A 15,816-nucleotide genomic window follows, 5' to 3' on the forward strand; every position below is an offset into this window, starting at 1 on the left:
GCGGGTGCCCGCGCGCCTAGCGTCGTCCGGGTACCCGGGGCGGACCGGCCGCCCCGCACGGCCGACGGGGATGCCGATGCACACCGCTGTTCGCTCACGCCGCTGGTACGACCGGCTGCCGCCGCCGTTGCGCGGTCGTCCGCTGACGCTGCTGCGGCGTGCGTTCGCGGCCGCGCTGTTCGTGCTCGCCGCGGTGCTGGCCGTCCGTCCCGGCGGCGGGGAGCCGAGCGCGCCCATGCTGGTCTCCGCCCGCGACCTGCCGCTCGGGACCACCCTCGGACCCTCCGACGTGCGGGTGGTCCAGGTGCCGGAGTCCGTCCGCCCCGCCGGGGTGCTCACCGGGCCTGCGGCCGCGCAGGGCCGGGTGCTCGCCGGGCTCGCGCGGGCGGGCGAACCGATCACCGACGTCCGGCTCGTCGGGGCCCGCTCCACCCCGCCGGGTACCGCGACCGTGCCCGTGCGGCTGGCCGATCCGGGTGTGACCGGCCTGCTGCGTCCTGGCACGCGCGTCGACGTGGTCGCGCTCGGCGACAGTGGCCGGGCGGATGGGGTGCTGGCGATCGGCGCCACCGTGCTCGCCGTGCTCGGGGAGCAGGCCCGCGACGGCCCCGGCGGCGAGGGCCCGCTGGTGCTGGTGGCCGCGCCGCAGGAGACCGCCTCGGAACTGGCGGCGGCCACGCTCGGGAGGGAGGTCACCGTTACGCTGCGCTCGTAGTTGTCCTTTGTGGAGAGGAGTGCCCGTGCTCAAGGGCTTCAAGGACTTCCTGATGCGCGGCAACGTCATCGACCTCGCGGTGGCGGTCGTCATCGGCACCGCGTTCACGGCGATCGTGACCGCGTTCACGGAGAGCCTGATCCAGCCGCTGATCAACGCGCTGGGTGGCTCGGACGCGGCGGCGGGCCTGGGCTTCCGGATCCTCGCGGACAACGAGTCGACGTTCGTCGACATCGGCAACGTGATCAACGCGGCGATCAACTTCGTGCTGATCGCGGCCGTCGTCTACTTCCTGTTCGTCCTCCCGTTGCGCAAGGTCCAGGAACGCCGCAAGCGGGGCGAGGAGGCAGGGCCCGCACAGCCGACCGATGTGGAGCTGCTCACCGAGATCCGGGACCTGCTGCGCGAGCAGCGGAGGGGCGAGCGCGTCGGCGACTGACGGCACGCCGGGCGGGTCAGCCGTGGTGCGGCGGCCGGTTCTCCAGGAACCAGTCGTCGGCCTCGGCAGGCCGTGCCGCCTGCTCGCGCTCGTCCGAGGTCGTCTCGGGCAGCACGTCGCCGAAGACGTCGTCGAGCCTCCGCCGGTCGGGACCAGGCGGGTCCTGGCGCGGCGGGCGCTCGCGGTCGTCGCTGGACACGGCCGTCCCGCCCGGTCAGCTCTCGTCGAGCCCGGACAGCTCGTCGATGACGTGCCGCACGAGGGACGACAGGGTGGCCATGCCGTCGCGGACCGCCGCCCGCGAGCCGGCGAGGTTGACGACGAGCGTGCTGCCGGAGACGCCGACGAGGCCGCGGGAGATGCCCGCGTCGATGGCGCCCGCGGCGAGGCCGGAGGAGCGGAGCGCCTCGGCGATGCCGGGAATGGGCCGGTCGAGGACACCCGCGGTCGCGTCCGGGGTGACGTCCCTGGGGGAAACCCCGGTCGCGCCGACCGTGATCACGAGGTCGACGCCACCGATCACGGCGGTGTTGAGCGCGTTGCGGATGGCGACCGTGTCGGCGTGGACGACCACCGTGCCGTCCACGATGAACCCGGCCTCCTCCAGCAGCTCGGTCACCAGCGGACCGGTGCTGTCCTCGGTCTCACCGTGAGCCGCGCGGTCGTCGACGATCACCACGAGAGCGCGGCCCAGCCGCTGTGCACTCCGTTCCATACGCCCCACCGTAGTGGGTCGGGCCGCGACCCGATCATCGAAGGGAGATGTGACCGAACGCTGACGAGTCACCCGTTCGGGCTGCGTGCCGGCCGCCGGACGTCTACCGTCACCGACGTGCGTGTTCTCGTCACCGGAGGGGCCGGATTCATCGGCTCCCACGTAGCGGACCAGCTGGCCGGATCGGGCTGGACACCGGTGGTGCTCGACGAGCTGCTGCCGACCGCCCACGGCGCGGGTGACCCGCCGGACTACACCGATCGGCACGAGTTCGTCCGGGGCAGCGTCACCGACGCCGCCGTACTGGCGGGGATCCTGCCCACGGTCGATGCCGTGTGCCACCAGGCCGCGGTGGTCGGGCACGGTGTCGACCCGTCCGACGCGCCGTCGTACGCGCTGCACAACGACTACGGCACGGCCGTGCTGCTCGCCGAGATGCACAAGGCCGGGGTGCACCGGCTGGTCCTCGCGTCGTCGATGGTGGTGTACGGCGAGGGCCGGTACGAGTGCGCCGAACACGGTGTGCGCCCGCCCGCGCCGCGCCGCGAGGCCGACGTGGCGGCGGGCCGGTTCGAGCCGGGCTGCGCTGTTTGCGGTGTGCCGCTGCGGCCGCTGCTGGTCCCCGAGGACGCGCCGCTGCGGCCCCGGAGCACCTACGCGGCGACCAAGCTGGCGCAGGAGCACCTCGCCGCGGCGTGGGCCCGCCAGACCGGCGGCACCGGGTGGGCGCTGCGCTACCACAACGTCTACGGGCCGCGAATGCCGCGGAACACCCCGTACGCGGGGGTGGCCTCGCTGTTCCGCTCCGCGCTGCACCGCGGCGAGGCGCCGACCGTGCTGGAGGACGGCGAACAGAGGCGCGACTTCGTGCACGTGCACGACGTGGCGCGGGCGAACGTGCTGGCGCTGCGCGCCGAGGGCGAGCCGGGCGAGCTGGAGCCGGTGAACATCTGCTCCGGCGAGCCGCACACCGTCGGTGAGCTGGCCGAGGAGCTGTCCCGCGCCTGCGGGGGCCCGCGGCCGCGCGTCGTGGGGGGTGCCCGGCCCTCGGACGTGCGGCACGTCGTCGCCGACCCCGCCCGCGCCGAGCGCCTGCTCGGGTTCACCGCCCGGACCGGGTTCGCCGAGGGCATCGCCGCGTTCGCCACGGCACCACTGCGCGCACCCGTCGCGTGAGCCGCCGCGGTGAGGTGACGTTCACCGTCCCTGGGCGAGCGGGAGCCGCACCTCGAACCGGCAGCCGTCGCCGTGGTTGCGCACGCCGATGCGGCCCCGGTGCGCCTCGACGAGCCCCTTGGTGATCGCCAGGCCGAGCCCGCCGCCCGCGGTGGTGCTCGCCGGCTCGGGCGTGCGCGCGTGGGTTCCGCGGAAGGCGACGTCGAACACGCGGCCGATCTCCTCCTCGGGGATGCCGCCGCAGCCGTCACCGACCGCGAGCACCGCGTCGCGGCCGTCCACCCCGATCTCCACCGCGACCGTTCCGTCGGGCGGGGTGTGCCGGATCGCGTTGGCCACCAGGTTCCGCACGATGCGGGCCAGCTCCGGGTCGCTGCCCAGCACGACCGGCCACTCGACGGCACTGGACCGCACCGTCACCCGCTTGCGCTGCGCGAGCGGCGTCTGCGCGGCCAGCGCGTCGCTCACGACGTCGCGCAGCGGCACGGCGGTGAGCTCCAGCCGCAGCGCCCCCGCCGTGATGCGGGACAGCTCGAAAAGGTCGTCGACCATCGTCGAAAGGCGCGTGGCCTCGCCGTTGATGCGCTGGGCGTACCCGGCCACCTCGCCTGGCTCGGCCACCACGCCGTCGGCCAGCGCCTCGGCCATCGCGCGGATGCCGGACAGCGGACTGCGCAGGTCGTGGCTGATCCAGGCGACCAGTTCCCGGCGCGCCGCCTCCGCGGCCCGCTCCCGCTCCCTGGCCTCGCGCTCCCACACGCTCCGGCGCGCGATCGCCCTGCCGAGCACGATCGCCGCGGGCACGGTGACCAGCGCGACCAGCAGGCACACGAGCAGGAGCGTGGTGAGGGTCGTGCTGAACATGAACCCGCTCACGCCGAGCACGCCGGACAGTGTCGCGGTGACGGGCGTGAGCACGAGCACGGTCAGGGTGCTGGCCAGCGACCCCTGGCGCAACCAGTACAGGAGCAGCCCGCCGAGCACCGCGACCGGCATCGCGAACGCCAGGGCCACCGGCAGGATGTGCCAGGCGTGCAGCAGCATGTCCGAGAGGGACTCGTCCGACTCGATCACGGCTGGGTCCGGTCGTAGCGGTAGCCGACGCCCCACACGGTGACCACCCGGCGCGGGCTGGCCGGGTCCGGCTCGATCTTCTCCCGCAACCGTCGCACGTGGACGGTGACCGTCGACTGGTCGCCGAAGTCCCAGCCCCACACCTTCTCGAGCAGGTCGGTCCGGGAGAACGCGGTGCCGGGGTGGGTGAGGAAGAACGCGAGCAGGTCGAACTCCCTGGCCGTCAGCGGGAGCTCCGCACCGTCCAGGGTGGCGTGCCGAGCCCCGGGCAGCAGCCGCAGACCTCCGTCCACGAGCTCGGTCTCGGCGCGCTCCGGCCGCGGCATCCGCGCGCGGCGCAGCACCGACGACACGCGCAGCGCCAGCTCGCGCGGGCTGAACGGTTTGGTGACGTAGTCATCGGCGCCGAGCTGCAACCCGGCGATCCGGTTCTCCTCCTCACCGAGCGCGGTCAGCAGCACCACCGGGACCTGGCTCGACTCGCGCAGCCTGCGGCACACCTCGAGGCCGTCCAGGCCGGGCATCATCACGTCGAGGACCACGAGGTCGGGCCGGGACACCGCGAACCTGGACAACCCCTCGGCGCCGTCACCGGCAACGTCCACCGTGAACCCGGCGATCTCCAGATAACGCCGCACCACGTCCCGGACCGTCTCGTCGTCGTCCACCACGAGCACACGGCCCGACTGCTCGTCCATACCGACCTCACCAGATCGTCAGCACCAGATGGTTCACCGCCAGCGCGGTCACCGCCTGCCCGGCGAGCCACCATCGGCGGGATCCGGCGGGCAGCAGGGCCGTGGCGGGCAGCAGCCACACCGTGAACGGTAGCCAGATCCGCTCGACCTCGGCCTTGGACAGCCCGGAAAGGTCGGCGACGAGGATCGCCAGCAGCGCGGCTCCGGTGAGTGCGGTGACCGCACCCCAGCCACGCAGTCGCCGCACGCCCGCCACCACGGCGGGTCCCGCGGCGAGCACGAGACAGGCGAGGTTCGCCCACACCCAGTACGCGTACGGGCGCTCGCCGCCGACCCCCTGGTAGTAGCGCCGCACCACGTTCTCGTAGCCGTCGAGCCACCAGAACCCGGCGACCGCGAACACGGCGACGACGGCGAGCGCCCCGGCCACCGCGAGCCCGAACGCCCTTCCGCTGCGGCCTGCCAGGACGACGGCGAGCGCGACGGTACCGAGCAGCAACAGCCCGTAGGACAGGAAGATGCCGAACCCCAGGACGACACCTGCGCCGAGCGCGGCGGCGACCGCCACTCTCCTGCCCTCGCCGAACCACCGCACGGCGCAGGCCAGCAGGGCGACGCCCATCGCCGTCACGCCGGCGAACAGCCCGTCCGCGGACACGGCCATCCACACCGCGCCGGGGAAGAGCACCACGAACGGCAGGCTCGCCCGCGCCGCGTCCGCCCGCCCGAGCGCCCACAGCGTCACCGGAACGGCCACCGCGACGAGGGCCCCCGCCAGCACGCACACGACCGCGGCCCATGTGCTGCCCGACAGCCCGAGCCGGTCGAGCCAGACGAACACCAGGGTGGCGCCGGGTGGATGACCGGCCACGTGCGTGGTCCAGGCCTGCGGGTGCGCGACGATGCGGTCGGCGAACTCCCGCAGCATCTCGGAGATGTCGGTGATGCGCGGCACCTCGTGCAGGTACTCGTACGGGGTCGCCAGTCGCCGGGCGAAGCCGCGTCGCCAGCCGTCGATCAGCGCGAGCGAGAACATCCACGCGAGCGCGGCCAGGTAACCCAGCGGCAGCAGGGTGCGCCAGCGCAGCCGCTGCGCCAGCGCGGGCCCGTAGCCGACGACCGCGGCCGCGAGCAGGATGGCAGGCACGGTTCCCGGGCCGGTGTGCTCCTGCCAGCCGCCGTAGAGTGGTGCCGCCTTGGCCCACAGCACCACGCCGGAGCCGGGCCGGTTGAGGTAGCAGCCGACCGCGAACGCCGCGGCGACCAGGAGCAGGGCCAGTCCGACCGCCACGAGATCGCCGCGCACACCGGGGGTTTTCCGGGCAGGAGGCGGTGCGACTCGGGACTCGGCCACCAGGGCACGATAACCCGCCGCCCACGGCCGGGCAGCACGGGCGCGGCATTCGTCATGAACTGGTAAGATGTCCAGCCGCCGTCAGGCTTTCGTAAGCACCGCACGGGTTTCGCACTGTCCACCGCGGACCTAGCCTGGAATGCGTGGTGCGCGAACCGGTCGATGTGATCCTGCCCTGCCTCGACGAGGCCGGCGCGCTGCCCGGCGTGCTCGCCCGGCTGCCACCCGGTTACCGCGCCATCGTGGTGGACAACGGTTCCACCGACGGCTCACCCGAGATCGCGGCCGAGCACGGCGCCCGGGTGGTGACCGAGCACCGGCGGGGATACGGCGCCGCCGTGCACACCGGTCTCGAGACGGCCACCGCCGACGTCGTCTGCTTCATGGACGCGGACGGCTCGCTCGACGCCGGAACACTGCCCACGCTGGTGGCGGCGCTCGACGGGGGCGGCGTCCAGCTCGCCGTGGGCCGGCGAGTGCCCGCCGCGCGCGGGGTGTGGCCGTGGCATGCGAGAGGCGCCAACGCGCTGCTGTCGGCGTTGCTGCGGGCCCGGGGCCTCGACGTGCACGACATCGCGCCCGTGCGCGCGGCCCGCAGGACGGAGCTGCTCGCACTCGGCGTCGCCGACCGGGCGTTCGGTTATCCGCTCGAGTTGCTGATCAAGGCGAGCCGAGCGGGCTGGCGGGTTCGCGAGTTCGCCGTGCCGTACGGGCCGAGGGCCGACGGCACCACGTCGAAGGTGTCGGGCTCGGTGCGGGGCACGCTGCGGGCCGCACGGGACATGGCGAGGGTGTGGCGCGCATGAACGCCCGCTGTTGCGTGCTCGTGGTGGCCAAGGCTCCCGTGCCGGGTCTGGCGAAGACCCGCCTGTGCCCTCCCGCGACCCCGGCCCAGGCAGCCGACCTGGCGGCGGCCGCCCTGCTGGACACGCTCGACACCGTGCTGGCGACCGACGAGGCCGCTCCGTTCGTCGCGCTCACCGGTGACCTTTCCACCGCGGCGCGCGGCACCGAGCTCGCGGCCGCACTGCGCCGCTGCACGGTGCTGACCCAGCGCGGCAGGCACTTCGGGGAACGCCTGGCGCACGCGCACGCCGACACCGCGCGTGCCGCGCCCGGGCTGCCGGTCGTGCAGATCGGGATGGACACGCCGCAGGTGCGCCCCGCCCTGCTCGGGACGATCGCGCGTCGGCTGCGTGGCGGCGAGGACGCCGTCCTCGGCCCCGCCACCGACGGAGGCTGGTGGGCGCTCGGGCTGCGGGATCCCCGCGGTGCCGCCGTCCTCGCGAACGTGCCGATGTCGCGGCCGGACACCGGGCGGCTCACGCGGAAGGCGCTGGAGGCGGCGGGCCTGCGGGCGGGCGAGACGATCGAGATGTCCGATGTGGACACCATGGCGGATGCGGGCGCCGTCGCCGACGCGGCTCCGGACGGGCGGTTCGCGGCGGCGCTCCGCGCCGTCGCACCCCGGGCCGGCTCGGCGTGACCACCGAGTTCGACCCCGGCCTGCTCGGCGGGACGTGCTGGTTCGAGCTGTCCGGCGGGGAGCGGATCGGGCTGCCCGTGCGGCGCTGGCGCCGCCCGCCGGGGGTCGCCGACGAGTTGCTGCTCGGGCGCTGTACGGGGCCGACACTGGACGTCGGCTGCGGTCCCGGCAGGCTGGTGGCCGCGCTCGGCGAGCGCGGGGTGGCGACTCTCGGGATCGACCGTTCGGCGGTGGCCGTGCGGCTCGCCCGGCGGCGCGGGGCGACCGCGCTGCGCCGCGACGTGTTCGGCCGCCTGCCGGCCGAGGGCAGGTGGCGGCATGTGCTGCTGGCCGACGGCAACATCGGCATCGGAGGTGACCCGGTCATCCTGCTGTGCCGGGTCGCGGACCTGCTCGCCGAGAGCGGAACCGCGCTGGTCGAGGTGGAGCCGCCGGGCCGGGGCCTGCGCCGCGAGCGCGTGCGCATCGGTGGCCAGGGAACGCGTTCCGGGCACTGGTTCCGGTGGGCGTGGCTCGGCGTGGACGCCGTGGCGGCCGCGGCAGCGCCCGCGGGCCTGCGGGTGCGCTGGACCGGCCACCGGGACGGCCGCTGGGTGACCGAGCTGACGCGAACCGGGTCGTGAGCGGAAACCGTCGTTCTCACCACGGTTTCCACTCACGACCCGGTGGCTGGTCTCGGCCGCACCGCGGCCGAGCGTCTAGTTCACCCGCTGCCCGCCGAGGGTGATGTCGAGGGTGCGGTTGCCCTGCAGCGTGAAGGTGACCTCCTCGCCAGGCGCCCGCGTGCGGACCGCCGCCACCAGTTCGTTGGCGTCATCGATGGCGCGATCGCCCATCTTCGTGATGATGTCGCCCTGCTTGAGACCCGCCTTCTCCGCGGGGCTGCCCGGCTCGACTCCACGGATCAGCGCGCCGCCCGACCCGGCGTTGGTGACCGACGCGCCGATGTAGGTCTGCGTGGCGTAGCCGTTCTCGATGATCTGGTCGGCGGTGCGACGTGCCTGGTCGATCGGGATGGCGAAGCCGATACCGACGTTGCCGCCGCTGGACTGGCCGGGCAGACCGCCGCCGCCCTGCGGGCTGTAGATCGCCGAGTTGATGCCGATGACCTGGCCCGACATGTTCACCAGCGGGCCGCCGGAGTTGCCCGGATTGATCGCGGCGTCGGTCTGGATGGCGTCCATGACCGTCGTCTGGTCGCCCTGCCCGCCCGCGGTGACCGGGCGGTGCAACGAGCTGATGATGCCGGAGGTCACCGTGCCCGCGAGCTCGAACGGCGAGCCGATGGCGACCACGGACTCGCCCACGTTCAGGTCGTCCGACCGGCCCAGCTCGACGGGCGTGAGCCCGCTGACGTTCTGGGCCTTGACCACGGCGATGTCCGTCGTCGGATCGCGCCCGACGACCTCGGCGGAGGCTTCCTTCCCGTCCTGGAAGACGGCCGTGATGTCGCCCCCGCCTGCGGCCGACTCGACGACGTGGTTGTTGGTGAGGATGTAGCCGTCGTTGCTCAGCACGAACCCGGAGCCCTCTCCGCTGCCGCCCCGGCCCTGGACCTGGAGCTGGACGACGCTCGGCAGGAGCTTCTGCGCGACGGCCTCGACGCTGCCGTCGGGGACGTTGCCGGTCTGCTTCGCGGGCTGCGGCTGGTCGAGGGCGTTGACCGAGGTGCCCCCGCCCGCGCTGCCCGCGGCGAGGTACCCGCCGACCGTGCCCGCACCGCCGCCGACGAGCAGGGCGAGCACGGCGACGCCGACGATCAGCCGGGTGGAGCCCTTCCGCCGCTCGGGCTGGTCGTGCGGTGCCGGGTACGTGGCGGTGGCGGTGCCGAAGGAGGCCGCCCTGGCGTCCGGGGCAGGCGAGGCGAACGGGTTGTTCCCGGCCCCGCCGAACTGCGGGTACTGCGGGTAACCGGCGTGCGCCTGACCCTGTGCGGACCAGGGGTTGGGCGGCGTGGGCGGGTTGTTCTCGTCCGGGGCGGGCCAACCGCCTTGCTCCGGGGCTGAGGGCTTGTCCTGAGCAGAGGGGTCGTTCTCGGTCATGTCCTCACCATGCGTCCTGGTCCTGAGAGCCGGCTGAGCCGAACCTGTGGCCAAGGCATGAGTTCCCAGGTTCGTGACCGCTCACACGGCGGAACGAAGCCGCTCCGCGATCTGTTCCGGGGTCACGTCGTTCACCCACACCGCCATGCCGGACTCCGATCCGGCAAGGTACTTGAGTTTGTCCGGCGCGCGAAGCACCGAGAACAGTTCCAGGTGCAGCCAGGCGAGGTCCCGGTCGCGGTGGACGGGCGCCTGGTGCCATCCGGCGACGTAGGGCAGGGGCCGGTCGTAGAGGTGGTCGCAGCGCCGCAGGACGTCGAGGTAGACGCGGGCGAAGTCGTCGCGTTCGGCATCGGTGAGCGCGGTGAGGTCGGCGACCTGGCGGTGCGGCACCACGTGGACCTCGACCGGCCAGCGGGCGGCGGGCGGCACGAAGGCGGTCCAGTGTTCGCCACGGGCGACGACCCTGCGGCCGGACGCGTGCTCGGCGGCGAGGACGTCGCCGAGCACGTGGCGCCCGTGCTCGGCGTGGTAGGCGCGAGCGGTCTGGAGCATCCGTTCGGTCCGCGGGGTGACGAACGGGTAGGCGTAGATCTGCCCGTGCGGGTGGTGCAGGGTGACGCCGATCTCCTCGCCGCGGTTCTCGAACGGGAAGACCTGCGCCACGCCGTCGAGTCCGGAGAGCTCCGCGGTCCGGTCGGCCCACACGTCGACGACCGTGCGGACCCGGGAACGGCTGAGCTCGGAGAAGGAGCGCTCGTGGTCGCTGGTGAAGCAGACGACCTCGCACCGGCCGCGGCCGGGCGCGGCGGGGACGAGACCGGCGCCGTCGACGGACGCTCCCCCGCCGGGCACCCCCTGCGCGAACGAGGGGAACCGGTTCTCGAACACCACCACGTCGTAGTCGGCCTCGGGCACCTCGCTCGGCATGCCGGGCCTGCTGGGGCACAGCGGGCACAGGTCGGCGGGCGGCTTGTAGGTGCGGGTCTGCCGGTGGGCGGCCATCGCGACCCACTCACCGGTCAGCGGGTCGCGGCGGATCTCGGAAGCCGCCGAGACGGCGGGAAGGTCACGGGTGTCGACGGCGTCGCGCGGGGGTGCTCCCGGAGTGTCGTCGTAGTAGACGATCTCCCGCTTGTCGGCGAGATGCCGAACGGTCTTCCTCACTCGGCTGTTCCACTCCGTCCCGCGCACACCACCTGAACTACACAAAATCCTACACGAACAAACATCCACCCCTCCCCGCCGGGGGAGCGAGGGAGCTTTACTACCGTCAAACGAGAGTAAAGCTCCCTCGCTCCCTCTCCGGCTCCCTCGCTTCGGCGCGGATCGGGAGGGGCGGTCAGCCGGGAACGCCGGGGAGCCGGATCGTCATGAGGGCGCCACCCTCGGGCGCCCGGCCCGCGTAGACGGTGCCGCCGTGCCGCTCGGCGGCCTGCTTGACGATCGCCAGTCCCAGCCCGGAACCGGGCAGCGTGCGCGCCTCCGACGAGCGGTAGAAGCGGTCGAACACCCTCGGCAGGTCCTCCGGCGCGATCCCGGGCCCCGAGTCCGCGACCTCGATCACCGCACTGCCGTCGGCCAGGTCGCGCAACCGCACCCGCACCGTCGAGCCGGGCGGCGAGAACTTGACCGCGTTGTCGAGCAGGTTGAGCACCGCCCGCTCGAGCGCGCTGGAGTCGCCGGTGAGCACCCACGGTTCCAGCTCGGAGTCGAACTGGATCTCGCCCGCCCTGCGCTTGGCCCGGTCCAGTGCGCGTTCCACGACGTCGACCAGGTCGACACGCTCGGCCTCCGCCTGCGACTGGTCCTCCCGCGCCAGCTCCACGAGGTCCCCGATGAGCTGGGTCAGCTCGTCGAGCTGGGCGCGGATGTCTGTCTCGATCTCCGCCCGGTCGTGCTCGGGCAGCTCCGGCGCACCGCGGCGGCCCGCCGACAGCAGCAGCTCCAGGTTCGTCCGCAGTGAGGTCAGCGGCGTCCGCAGCTCATGCCCCGCGTCGGCGACCAGCCTGCGCTGCCGGTCCTGCGACTCCGCCACCGCGCCGAGCATCGTGTTGAAGCTGTGCGTCAGGCGGGCGAGCTCGTCGTCCCCGCTGACCGGGATGGGACGCAGGTCACCCGTCCTCGCCACCCGCTCGGTCGCCGACGTCAGCCGTTCCACCGGACCGAGTCCCGCCCGCGCCACCGCGGTGCCCGCCGCGGCGGCGACCACGATGCCCGCGCCGCCGAACAGGAACAGCACGAGCGACAGCTCCGCGAGCGCCTGTTTCGTCGGCGCAAGCGATTGCGCCAGCACCATCGCCTCGCCGTTGCCGGTGTTCACCGCGATCACGCGGGTGTCGGTGGCGGGGTCGGTGCGCAGCCGCGATTCCACGGCCCCCTTCGCGACCTCGAGCTCGGCCGGTCCCGTCGGGGGCGGTGTGCCGTCCTTGGGGTAGACCAGGTTGCCATTGGCGAGGAGCACGCCGATCTGGATGTCGCTGCTGACCAGGAACGCGCCCGGGATCTCCTGCAGCCGGTCCTGCACGGTCGGGCTGCGGACGGCCGCCATGGCCCGCTCGGTCAGGCTGTCGTCGAGCTGCTGGTACAGGTTCTCGCGCACGGTCAGGTACGCGCCGAGCGAGACCAGCGCGACGGCGCCGGCCACGCACATCGCCGCGAGCAGGGTGACCCGCCTGCGCAGCGAGAAGCGCCTGCCCCGGCGCTCCTGGACCCGCTGCATCACGGTGGCGTCTCCCGGAGCACGTACCCGACCCCGCGCACCGTGTGGATCAGGCGCGGCTCGCCGCCCGCCTCCGTCTTGCGCCGCAGGTAACCCACGTAGACCTCGAGCGCGTTGCCGGAGGTGGGGAAGTCGTATCCCCAGACCTCCTCCAGGATCCGGCTGCGGGTGAGCACGTGCTTCGGGTACGTCATGAACAGTTCGAGCAGGGCGAACTCGGTCCTGGTCAGGCTGATCTGCCGGTCACCGCGGCGCACCTCGCGCGTGCCGGGGTCGAGCGTGAGGTCGGCGAAGCTCAGCGCGGGTGAGTCCCCCGCCGCCTGCGTCTCGGAGTTCGCCCTGCGCAGCAGCGCACGCAGGCGGGCGAGGAGCTCCTCGAGCGCGAACGGCTTGGGCAGGTAGTCGTCGGCACCGGCGTCCAGCCCGGACACGCGGTCGGAGACGGTGTCCCGCGCGGTGAGGACGAGGATCGGCAGGTCGTCCCCGGTGCTGCGGAGACGGCGGGCGACCTCCAGGCCGTCGAGCCTGGGCATCATCACGTCGAGCACCATGGCGTCCGGCCGGTTGGCGACCACCATCTCCAGGGCCTGGGCACCGTCGCTGGCCAGCTCCACCTGGTAGCCGTTGAACTCCAGGGAACGCCGCAGCGACTCACGAACGGCCCGGTCGTCGTCGACGACGAGAATGCGCATGGGCCCAGTCTTACCCGCCCGGCTGAGACAGCGCTTAACGTGCGCGGTTCCCCGCCCAAAAGGGACGAGGCACACAGAACCACAGAAATTTAGCACCACAGCGATCGAGCGGCACAGCGAGAAAGCGTAGAACGCTCGACCGAGTGATGAGTGTGACAGGGTGCACAACCGGCCCCCGCGATATCTGGGCGTTCTGCCCTCGATATGGGGGTTGACCAGCACCATCATGGGCCGGGTATCGCCCGCTGGACACGGCCGTCGGCGGGAGTCGATCGCGACGCCCGGGCCGCTCCCTCCCGGGTCGCTGGAGAGGACAGTTGATGGAACAGCGTCGTTCACCCCGGTCCGGGCCGCCCGGACCGGACACCCCACCGGAATCCCCCGGCCCCGACCTCGGCCGCCGCCGTTTCCTCGGCTACCTGGTCGCGGCGCCCACCCTCGCCGCGGCCGCGCACCTGGGCGGGTCGCTCGCCGCGCCGCGGGAAGCCGGCGCCGTCATCCCGTCCCTGCCCGAGGTGCAGGAGGTCTTCGACCTCAACGACCTGCTGACCCTCGCCACGAAACCCACCGCGAACCTGATCGCGGTGGTGCTCAACCCCGACGGCACGGCGTCGTTCGACATGCCGCGCGCCGAGAGCGGGCAGGGCGTCACCACGATGGCCGCCATGTTGATCGCGGAGGAGCTGGAGCTCCCCCTCGACAAGATCAACGTGACCCTGGCCGATGCTCGCCCGGAGCTGATGTTCAACCAGTTCACGGCCGGTTCGAACACCACGATCTCGATGTACAACCCGATCCGCGTGGCCGCCGCGATCGCCCGCGAGCAGCTGCTCAAGGCCGCGGCGATCCAGCTCGGCGACACGGTCACGGCGCTCACCCCGCACCTCGGCTTCATCGAGGCCGCGGACGGCCGCCGGATCAGCTACGGCGACCTGGCCGAGCTGGCCGCCGCGCAGAAGACCGAGCAGGTCGAGGTGCGGATTAAGGAACGTTCCGAGTTCAAGATCATCGGCACCCCGCAGAACCGGATCGACGCGCTGGACGCGGTGACCGGGCGGAAGAAGTTCGCGATGGACCTCGACGTGCCGGACGCGCTGCCGACGATGATCTGCCGCCCGCCGACGATCAAGGGCACGCCCGCGTCGGTCGCGAACCTCGACGCGGTGCGGCGGCTGCCTGGCGTCACCGACGTGGTGCCCATCGCCACGGGCGTCGCCGTGCGGGCGAAGACGTTCGGCCAGTGCATCGACGCGGTCAACGCGCTCGACGTGGCGTGGAACCCGGGCACGGTGGACGGCGAGTCGGACGACACCGTGCTGGCCAGGCTGAAGAAGGCCGAGATCCCGCTGACGGTGCCCGCACTGAAGCCGCTGACGGGCGTGGTCGAGGGCGAGTTCACGTTCTACTGGCGCAACAACGCCGCGCTGGAGCCGAACACCGCGGTCGCCGACGTGCGGGCCGACCGGGCGGAGATCTGGGCGCCACTGCAGTCGCCCATCCTGTGCCAGGAGCAGGTCGCGGCCCAGCTTGGCCTGCCGCTGAACGCCGTCACGGTGCACGTCGTGCAGGCGGGCGGCGCGTTCGGCAGGCGGATGTTCAACGACGTCGTGCTGGAGGCCACGGAGGCCTCGAAGAAGATGGGCAAGCCGGTCAAGCTGATGTGGCACCGCACCGACGAGTGCCGGCAGGGCCGCATGCACCCGATGTGCACGTCGCGGATCCGCGCGACGTACTCCGGCGGCAACGTGCTCACCTTCGAGCAGCGGCACACCAGCGTCGCCACCGACTACACGCAGGGGTTCGGCGAGATCATCACCGCGCTCGGCGCGAAGATCCCGCCGCTGGGCCAGGGCAACGAGCTCGGCTTCTCGGTGCCGGTCTTCCACCTCACCGTCAACGTGCCGTACAACTTCGGCGCGGTCACGCAGCTGCTCAACGAGGTCTACACCTACGACACGTTCCCGACCAGCAGCGTGCGCAACCTGGTCAACCCGGACGTGCGCACGGCGCAGGAGCTGATCGTCGACCAGCTCGCCGCCAAGATGGGCAAGGACCCGTACACCTTCCGCAGGCAGTTCGTCGACGACGACCGCGTCCGGGCCGTGCTCGACAAGGCGGCCGAGGTCGGCGAGTGGGGCCGCGAGATGGAGCCGGGCACCGCGCAGGCGATCACCGTGCACAAGGAGTACAAGGGGGCCACCGCCACGCTGGTGGAGATCGACTGCAGGCCGGAGACGGTGAACCGGAAGATCCGCAACGCGGTCACCGGGCCCCGCGTCACCAAGGCCGTGATGGCGGTCGACACCGGCCTGCCCATCAACCCGCGCGGGCTGGAGGCGCAGATGCAGGGCGGCATCATGGACGGGATCGCCCAGGCGCTGACGTCGAGCCTGCACCTGCGGGACGGCACGCTGCTCGAGGGCAGCTGGGACGACTACTTCTACACCCGGCACTGGAACGCGCCACTCGAGACCAAGATCATCGTCATGCCGCCGACCACGGGCGAGCCGGGCGGCGCGGGCGAGTTCGGCGTCCCCTCGGCGATGGCGGCGGTCGCGTGCGCCTACGCCAGGGCCACCGGGACCATCCCGACCAGCTTCCCGATCAACCACGGCACGCTGAGCTTCAAGCCGAAGGCGACCGTGCCGCCCCTGCCCCCTTCGCCGACCAACGGCCTCGAGTTCGCGTACTGAGGAGCATCCG

At 72.9% G+C, this 15,816-nt stretch carries 16 protein-coding genes; 7 read left to right on the plus strand and 9 right to left on the minus strand.

Going from position 1 to position 15,816, the window contains the following annotated elements; all coding sequences use genetic code 11:
- Positions 1-76 precede the first annotated feature (76 nt).
- Complete coding sequence (locus B0I33_RS04080; protein WP_106177654.1) at positions 77-715, plus strand: SAF domain-containing protein; 639 nt, start codon at positions 77-79, stop codon at positions 713-715.
- Between the two features lie 25 nt (positions 716-740).
- Positions 741-1,154, plus strand: coding sequence for a large-conductance mechanosensitive channel protein MscL (mscL, locus tag B0I33_RS04085; RefSeq protein ID WP_106177172.1), 414 nt, complete (start codon positions 741-743; stop codon positions 1,152-1,154).
- A gap of 16 nt (positions 1,155-1,170) precedes the next feature.
- Here mscL and B0I33_RS04090 read toward each other — a convergent pair whose 3' ends face one another.
- A complete protein-coding gene (locus B0I33_RS04090; RefSeq protein ID WP_106177173.1) occupies positions 1,171-1,353 on the minus strand; it encodes a hypothetical protein in 183 nt (60 codons plus the stop codon).
- Positions 1,354-1,368: 15 nt separating this feature from the next.
- Positions 1,369-1,869 carry a MogA/MoaB family molybdenum cofactor biosynthesis protein gene (locus B0I33_RS04095; protein ID WP_106177174.1) on the minus strand — a complete coding sequence of 167 codons (501 nt, stop codon included), beginning with the start codon at positions 1,867-1,869 and terminating at the stop codon, positions 1,369-1,371.
- Between the two features lie 117 nt (positions 1,870-1,986).
- On the opposite strand from B0I33_RS04095, the gene B0I33_RS04100 reads away from it, so the two are divergent.
- Positions 1,987-3,045, plus strand: a complete 1,059-nt coding sequence (locus B0I33_RS04100; protein WP_106177175.1) for an NAD-dependent epimerase/dehydratase family protein — start codon at positions 1,987-1,989, stop codon at positions 3,043-3,045.
- 21 nt (positions 3,046-3,066) lie between these two features.
- Here B0I33_RS04100 and B0I33_RS04105 read toward each other — a convergent pair whose 3' ends face one another.
- The 3 genes from B0I33_RS04105 to B0I33_RS04115 are packed head-to-tail and all read right to left on the minus strand — an operon-like array spanning position 3,067 to position 6,174.
- The gene (locus B0I33_RS04105; RefSeq protein ID WP_106177176.1) at positions 3,067-4,119 is read right to left on the minus strand and encodes a sensor histidine kinase; all 1,053 of its coding nucleotides are present in this window, start codon (positions 4,117-4,119) and stop codon (positions 3,067-3,069) included.
- Positions 4,116-4,817 carry a response regulator transcription factor gene (locus B0I33_RS04110; RefSeq protein WP_106177177.1) on the minus strand — a complete coding sequence of 234 codons (702 nt, stop codon included), beginning with the start codon at positions 4,815-4,817 and terminating at the stop codon, positions 4,116-4,118. Before B0I33_RS04110 ends, B0I33_RS04105 begins: the two co-directional genes overlap by 4 nt.
- Positions 4,818-4,824: 7 nt before the next feature.
- Positions 4,825-6,174: a hypothetical protein gene (locus B0I33_RS04115; protein ID WP_106177178.1), complete on the minus strand. Its 1,350-nt coding sequence runs from the start codon at positions 6,172-6,174 to the stop codon at positions 4,825-4,827.
- A gap of 140 nt (positions 6,175-6,314) precedes the next feature.
- Between B0I33_RS04115 and B0I33_RS04120 the strand changes: the two genes are divergently transcribed.
- From B0I33_RS04120 to B0I33_RS04130, 3 genes are read left to right on the plus strand one after another with little or no spacing between them, the layout of a single operon-like run.
- Positions 6,315-6,977 carry a glycosyltransferase family 2 protein gene (locus B0I33_RS04120; RefSeq protein WP_106177179.1) on the plus strand — a complete coding sequence of 221 codons (663 nt, stop codon included), beginning with the start codon at positions 6,315-6,317 and terminating at the stop codon, positions 6,975-6,977.
- A complete protein-coding gene (locus tag B0I33_RS04125; RefSeq protein WP_106177180.1) occupies positions 6,974-7,657 on the plus strand; it encodes a TIGR04282 family arsenosugar biosynthesis glycosyltransferase in 684 nt (227 codons plus the stop codon). The genes B0I33_RS04120 and B0I33_RS04125 overlap by 4 nt, the downstream gene beginning before the upstream one ends.
- Entirely contained in the window at positions 7,654-8,280 is a 627-nt protein-coding gene (locus B0I33_RS04130; protein ID WP_106177181.1) for a methyltransferase domain-containing protein, read from the plus strand. Before B0I33_RS04125 ends, B0I33_RS04130 begins: the two co-directional genes overlap by 4 nt.
- 75 nt (positions 8,281-8,355) lie before the next feature.
- Here B0I33_RS04130 and B0I33_RS04135 read toward each other — a convergent pair whose 3' ends face one another.
- The 4 genes from B0I33_RS04135 to B0I33_RS04150 all read right to left on the minus strand — a co-directional run bounded on the left by B0I33_RS04135 (position 8,356) and on the right by B0I33_RS04150 (position 13,113).
- A complete protein-coding gene (locus B0I33_RS04135; protein ID WP_106177182.1) occupies positions 8,356-9,699 on the minus strand; it encodes a S1C family serine protease in 1,344 nt (447 codons plus the stop codon).
- 81 nt (positions 9,700-9,780) lie between these two features.
- On the minus strand, positions 9,781-10,866 hold the full coding sequence (gene galT, locus B0I33_RS04140; RefSeq protein ID WP_106177183.1) for a galactose-1-phosphate uridylyltransferase: 1,086 nt from the start codon (positions 10,864-10,866) through the stop codon (positions 9,781-9,783).
- Positions 10,867-11,041: 175 nt separating this feature from the next.
- Positions 11,042-12,421, minus strand: a complete 1,380-nt coding sequence (locus B0I33_RS04145) for a sensor histidine kinase (RefSeq protein ID WP_106177655.1) — start codon at positions 12,419-12,421, stop codon at positions 11,042-11,044.
- On the minus strand, positions 12,421-13,113 hold the full coding sequence (locus tag B0I33_RS04150; protein ID WP_106177184.1) for a response regulator transcription factor: 693 nt from the start codon (positions 13,111-13,113) through the stop codon (positions 12,421-12,423). Before B0I33_RS04150 ends, B0I33_RS04145 begins: the two co-directional genes overlap by 1 nt.
- Positions 13,114-13,433: 320 nt before the next feature.
- Here B0I33_RS04150 and B0I33_RS04155 point away from each other — a divergent pair, with 320 nt between their 5' ends.
- Complete coding sequence (locus B0I33_RS04155; RefSeq protein ID WP_106177185.1) at positions 13,434-15,806, plus strand: molybdopterin cofactor-binding domain-containing protein; 2,373 nt, start codon at positions 13,434-13,436, stop codon at positions 15,804-15,806.
- Positions 15,807-15,816: the final 10 nt, after the last annotated feature.

Origin of the sequence: Prauserella shujinwangii, assembly GCF_003001955.1 — a bacterium.
Taxonomy (GTDB): domain Bacteria; phylum Actinomycetota; class Actinomycetes; order Mycobacteriales; family Pseudonocardiaceae; genus Qaidamihabitans; species Qaidamihabitans shujinwangii.

What these genes read in the sequence shown, in the direction of transcription:
- B0I33_RS04155 (WP_106177185.1), top strand. Translation starts at nt 13,434, where the DNA reads ATGGAACAGCGTCGTTCACCCCGGTCCGGGCCGCCCGGACCGGACACC.
- B0I33_RS04095 (WP_106177174.1), bottom strand. Translation starts at nt 1,869, where the DNA reads ATGGAACGGAGTGCACAGCGGCTGGGCCGCGCTCTCGTGGTGATCGTC.
- B0I33_RS04080 (WP_106177654.1), top strand. Translation starts at nt 77, where the DNA reads ATGCACACCGCTGTTCGCTCACGCCGCTGGTACGACCGGCTGCCGCCG.
- B0I33_RS04150 (WP_106177184.1), bottom strand. Translation starts at nt 13,113, where the DNA reads ATGCGCATTCTCGTCGTCGACGACGACCGGGCCGTTCGTGAGTCGCTG.
- B0I33_RS04125 (WP_106177180.1), top strand. Translation starts at nt 6,974, where the DNA reads ATGAACGCCCGCTGTTGCGTGCTCGTGGTGGCCAAGGCTCCCGTGCCG.
- B0I33_RS04145 (WP_106177655.1), bottom strand. Translation starts at nt 12,421, where the DNA reads ATGCAGCGGGTCCAGGAGCGCCGGGGCAGGCGCTTCTCGCTGCGCAGG.
- B0I33_RS04135 (WP_106177182.1), bottom strand. Translation starts at nt 9,699, where the DNA reads ATGACCGAGAACGACCCCTCTGCTCAGGACAAGCCCTCAGCCCCGGAG.
- B0I33_RS04110 (WP_106177177.1), bottom strand. Translation starts at nt 4,817, where the DNA reads ATGGACGAGCAGTCGGGCCGTGTGCTCGTGGTGGACGACGACGAGACG.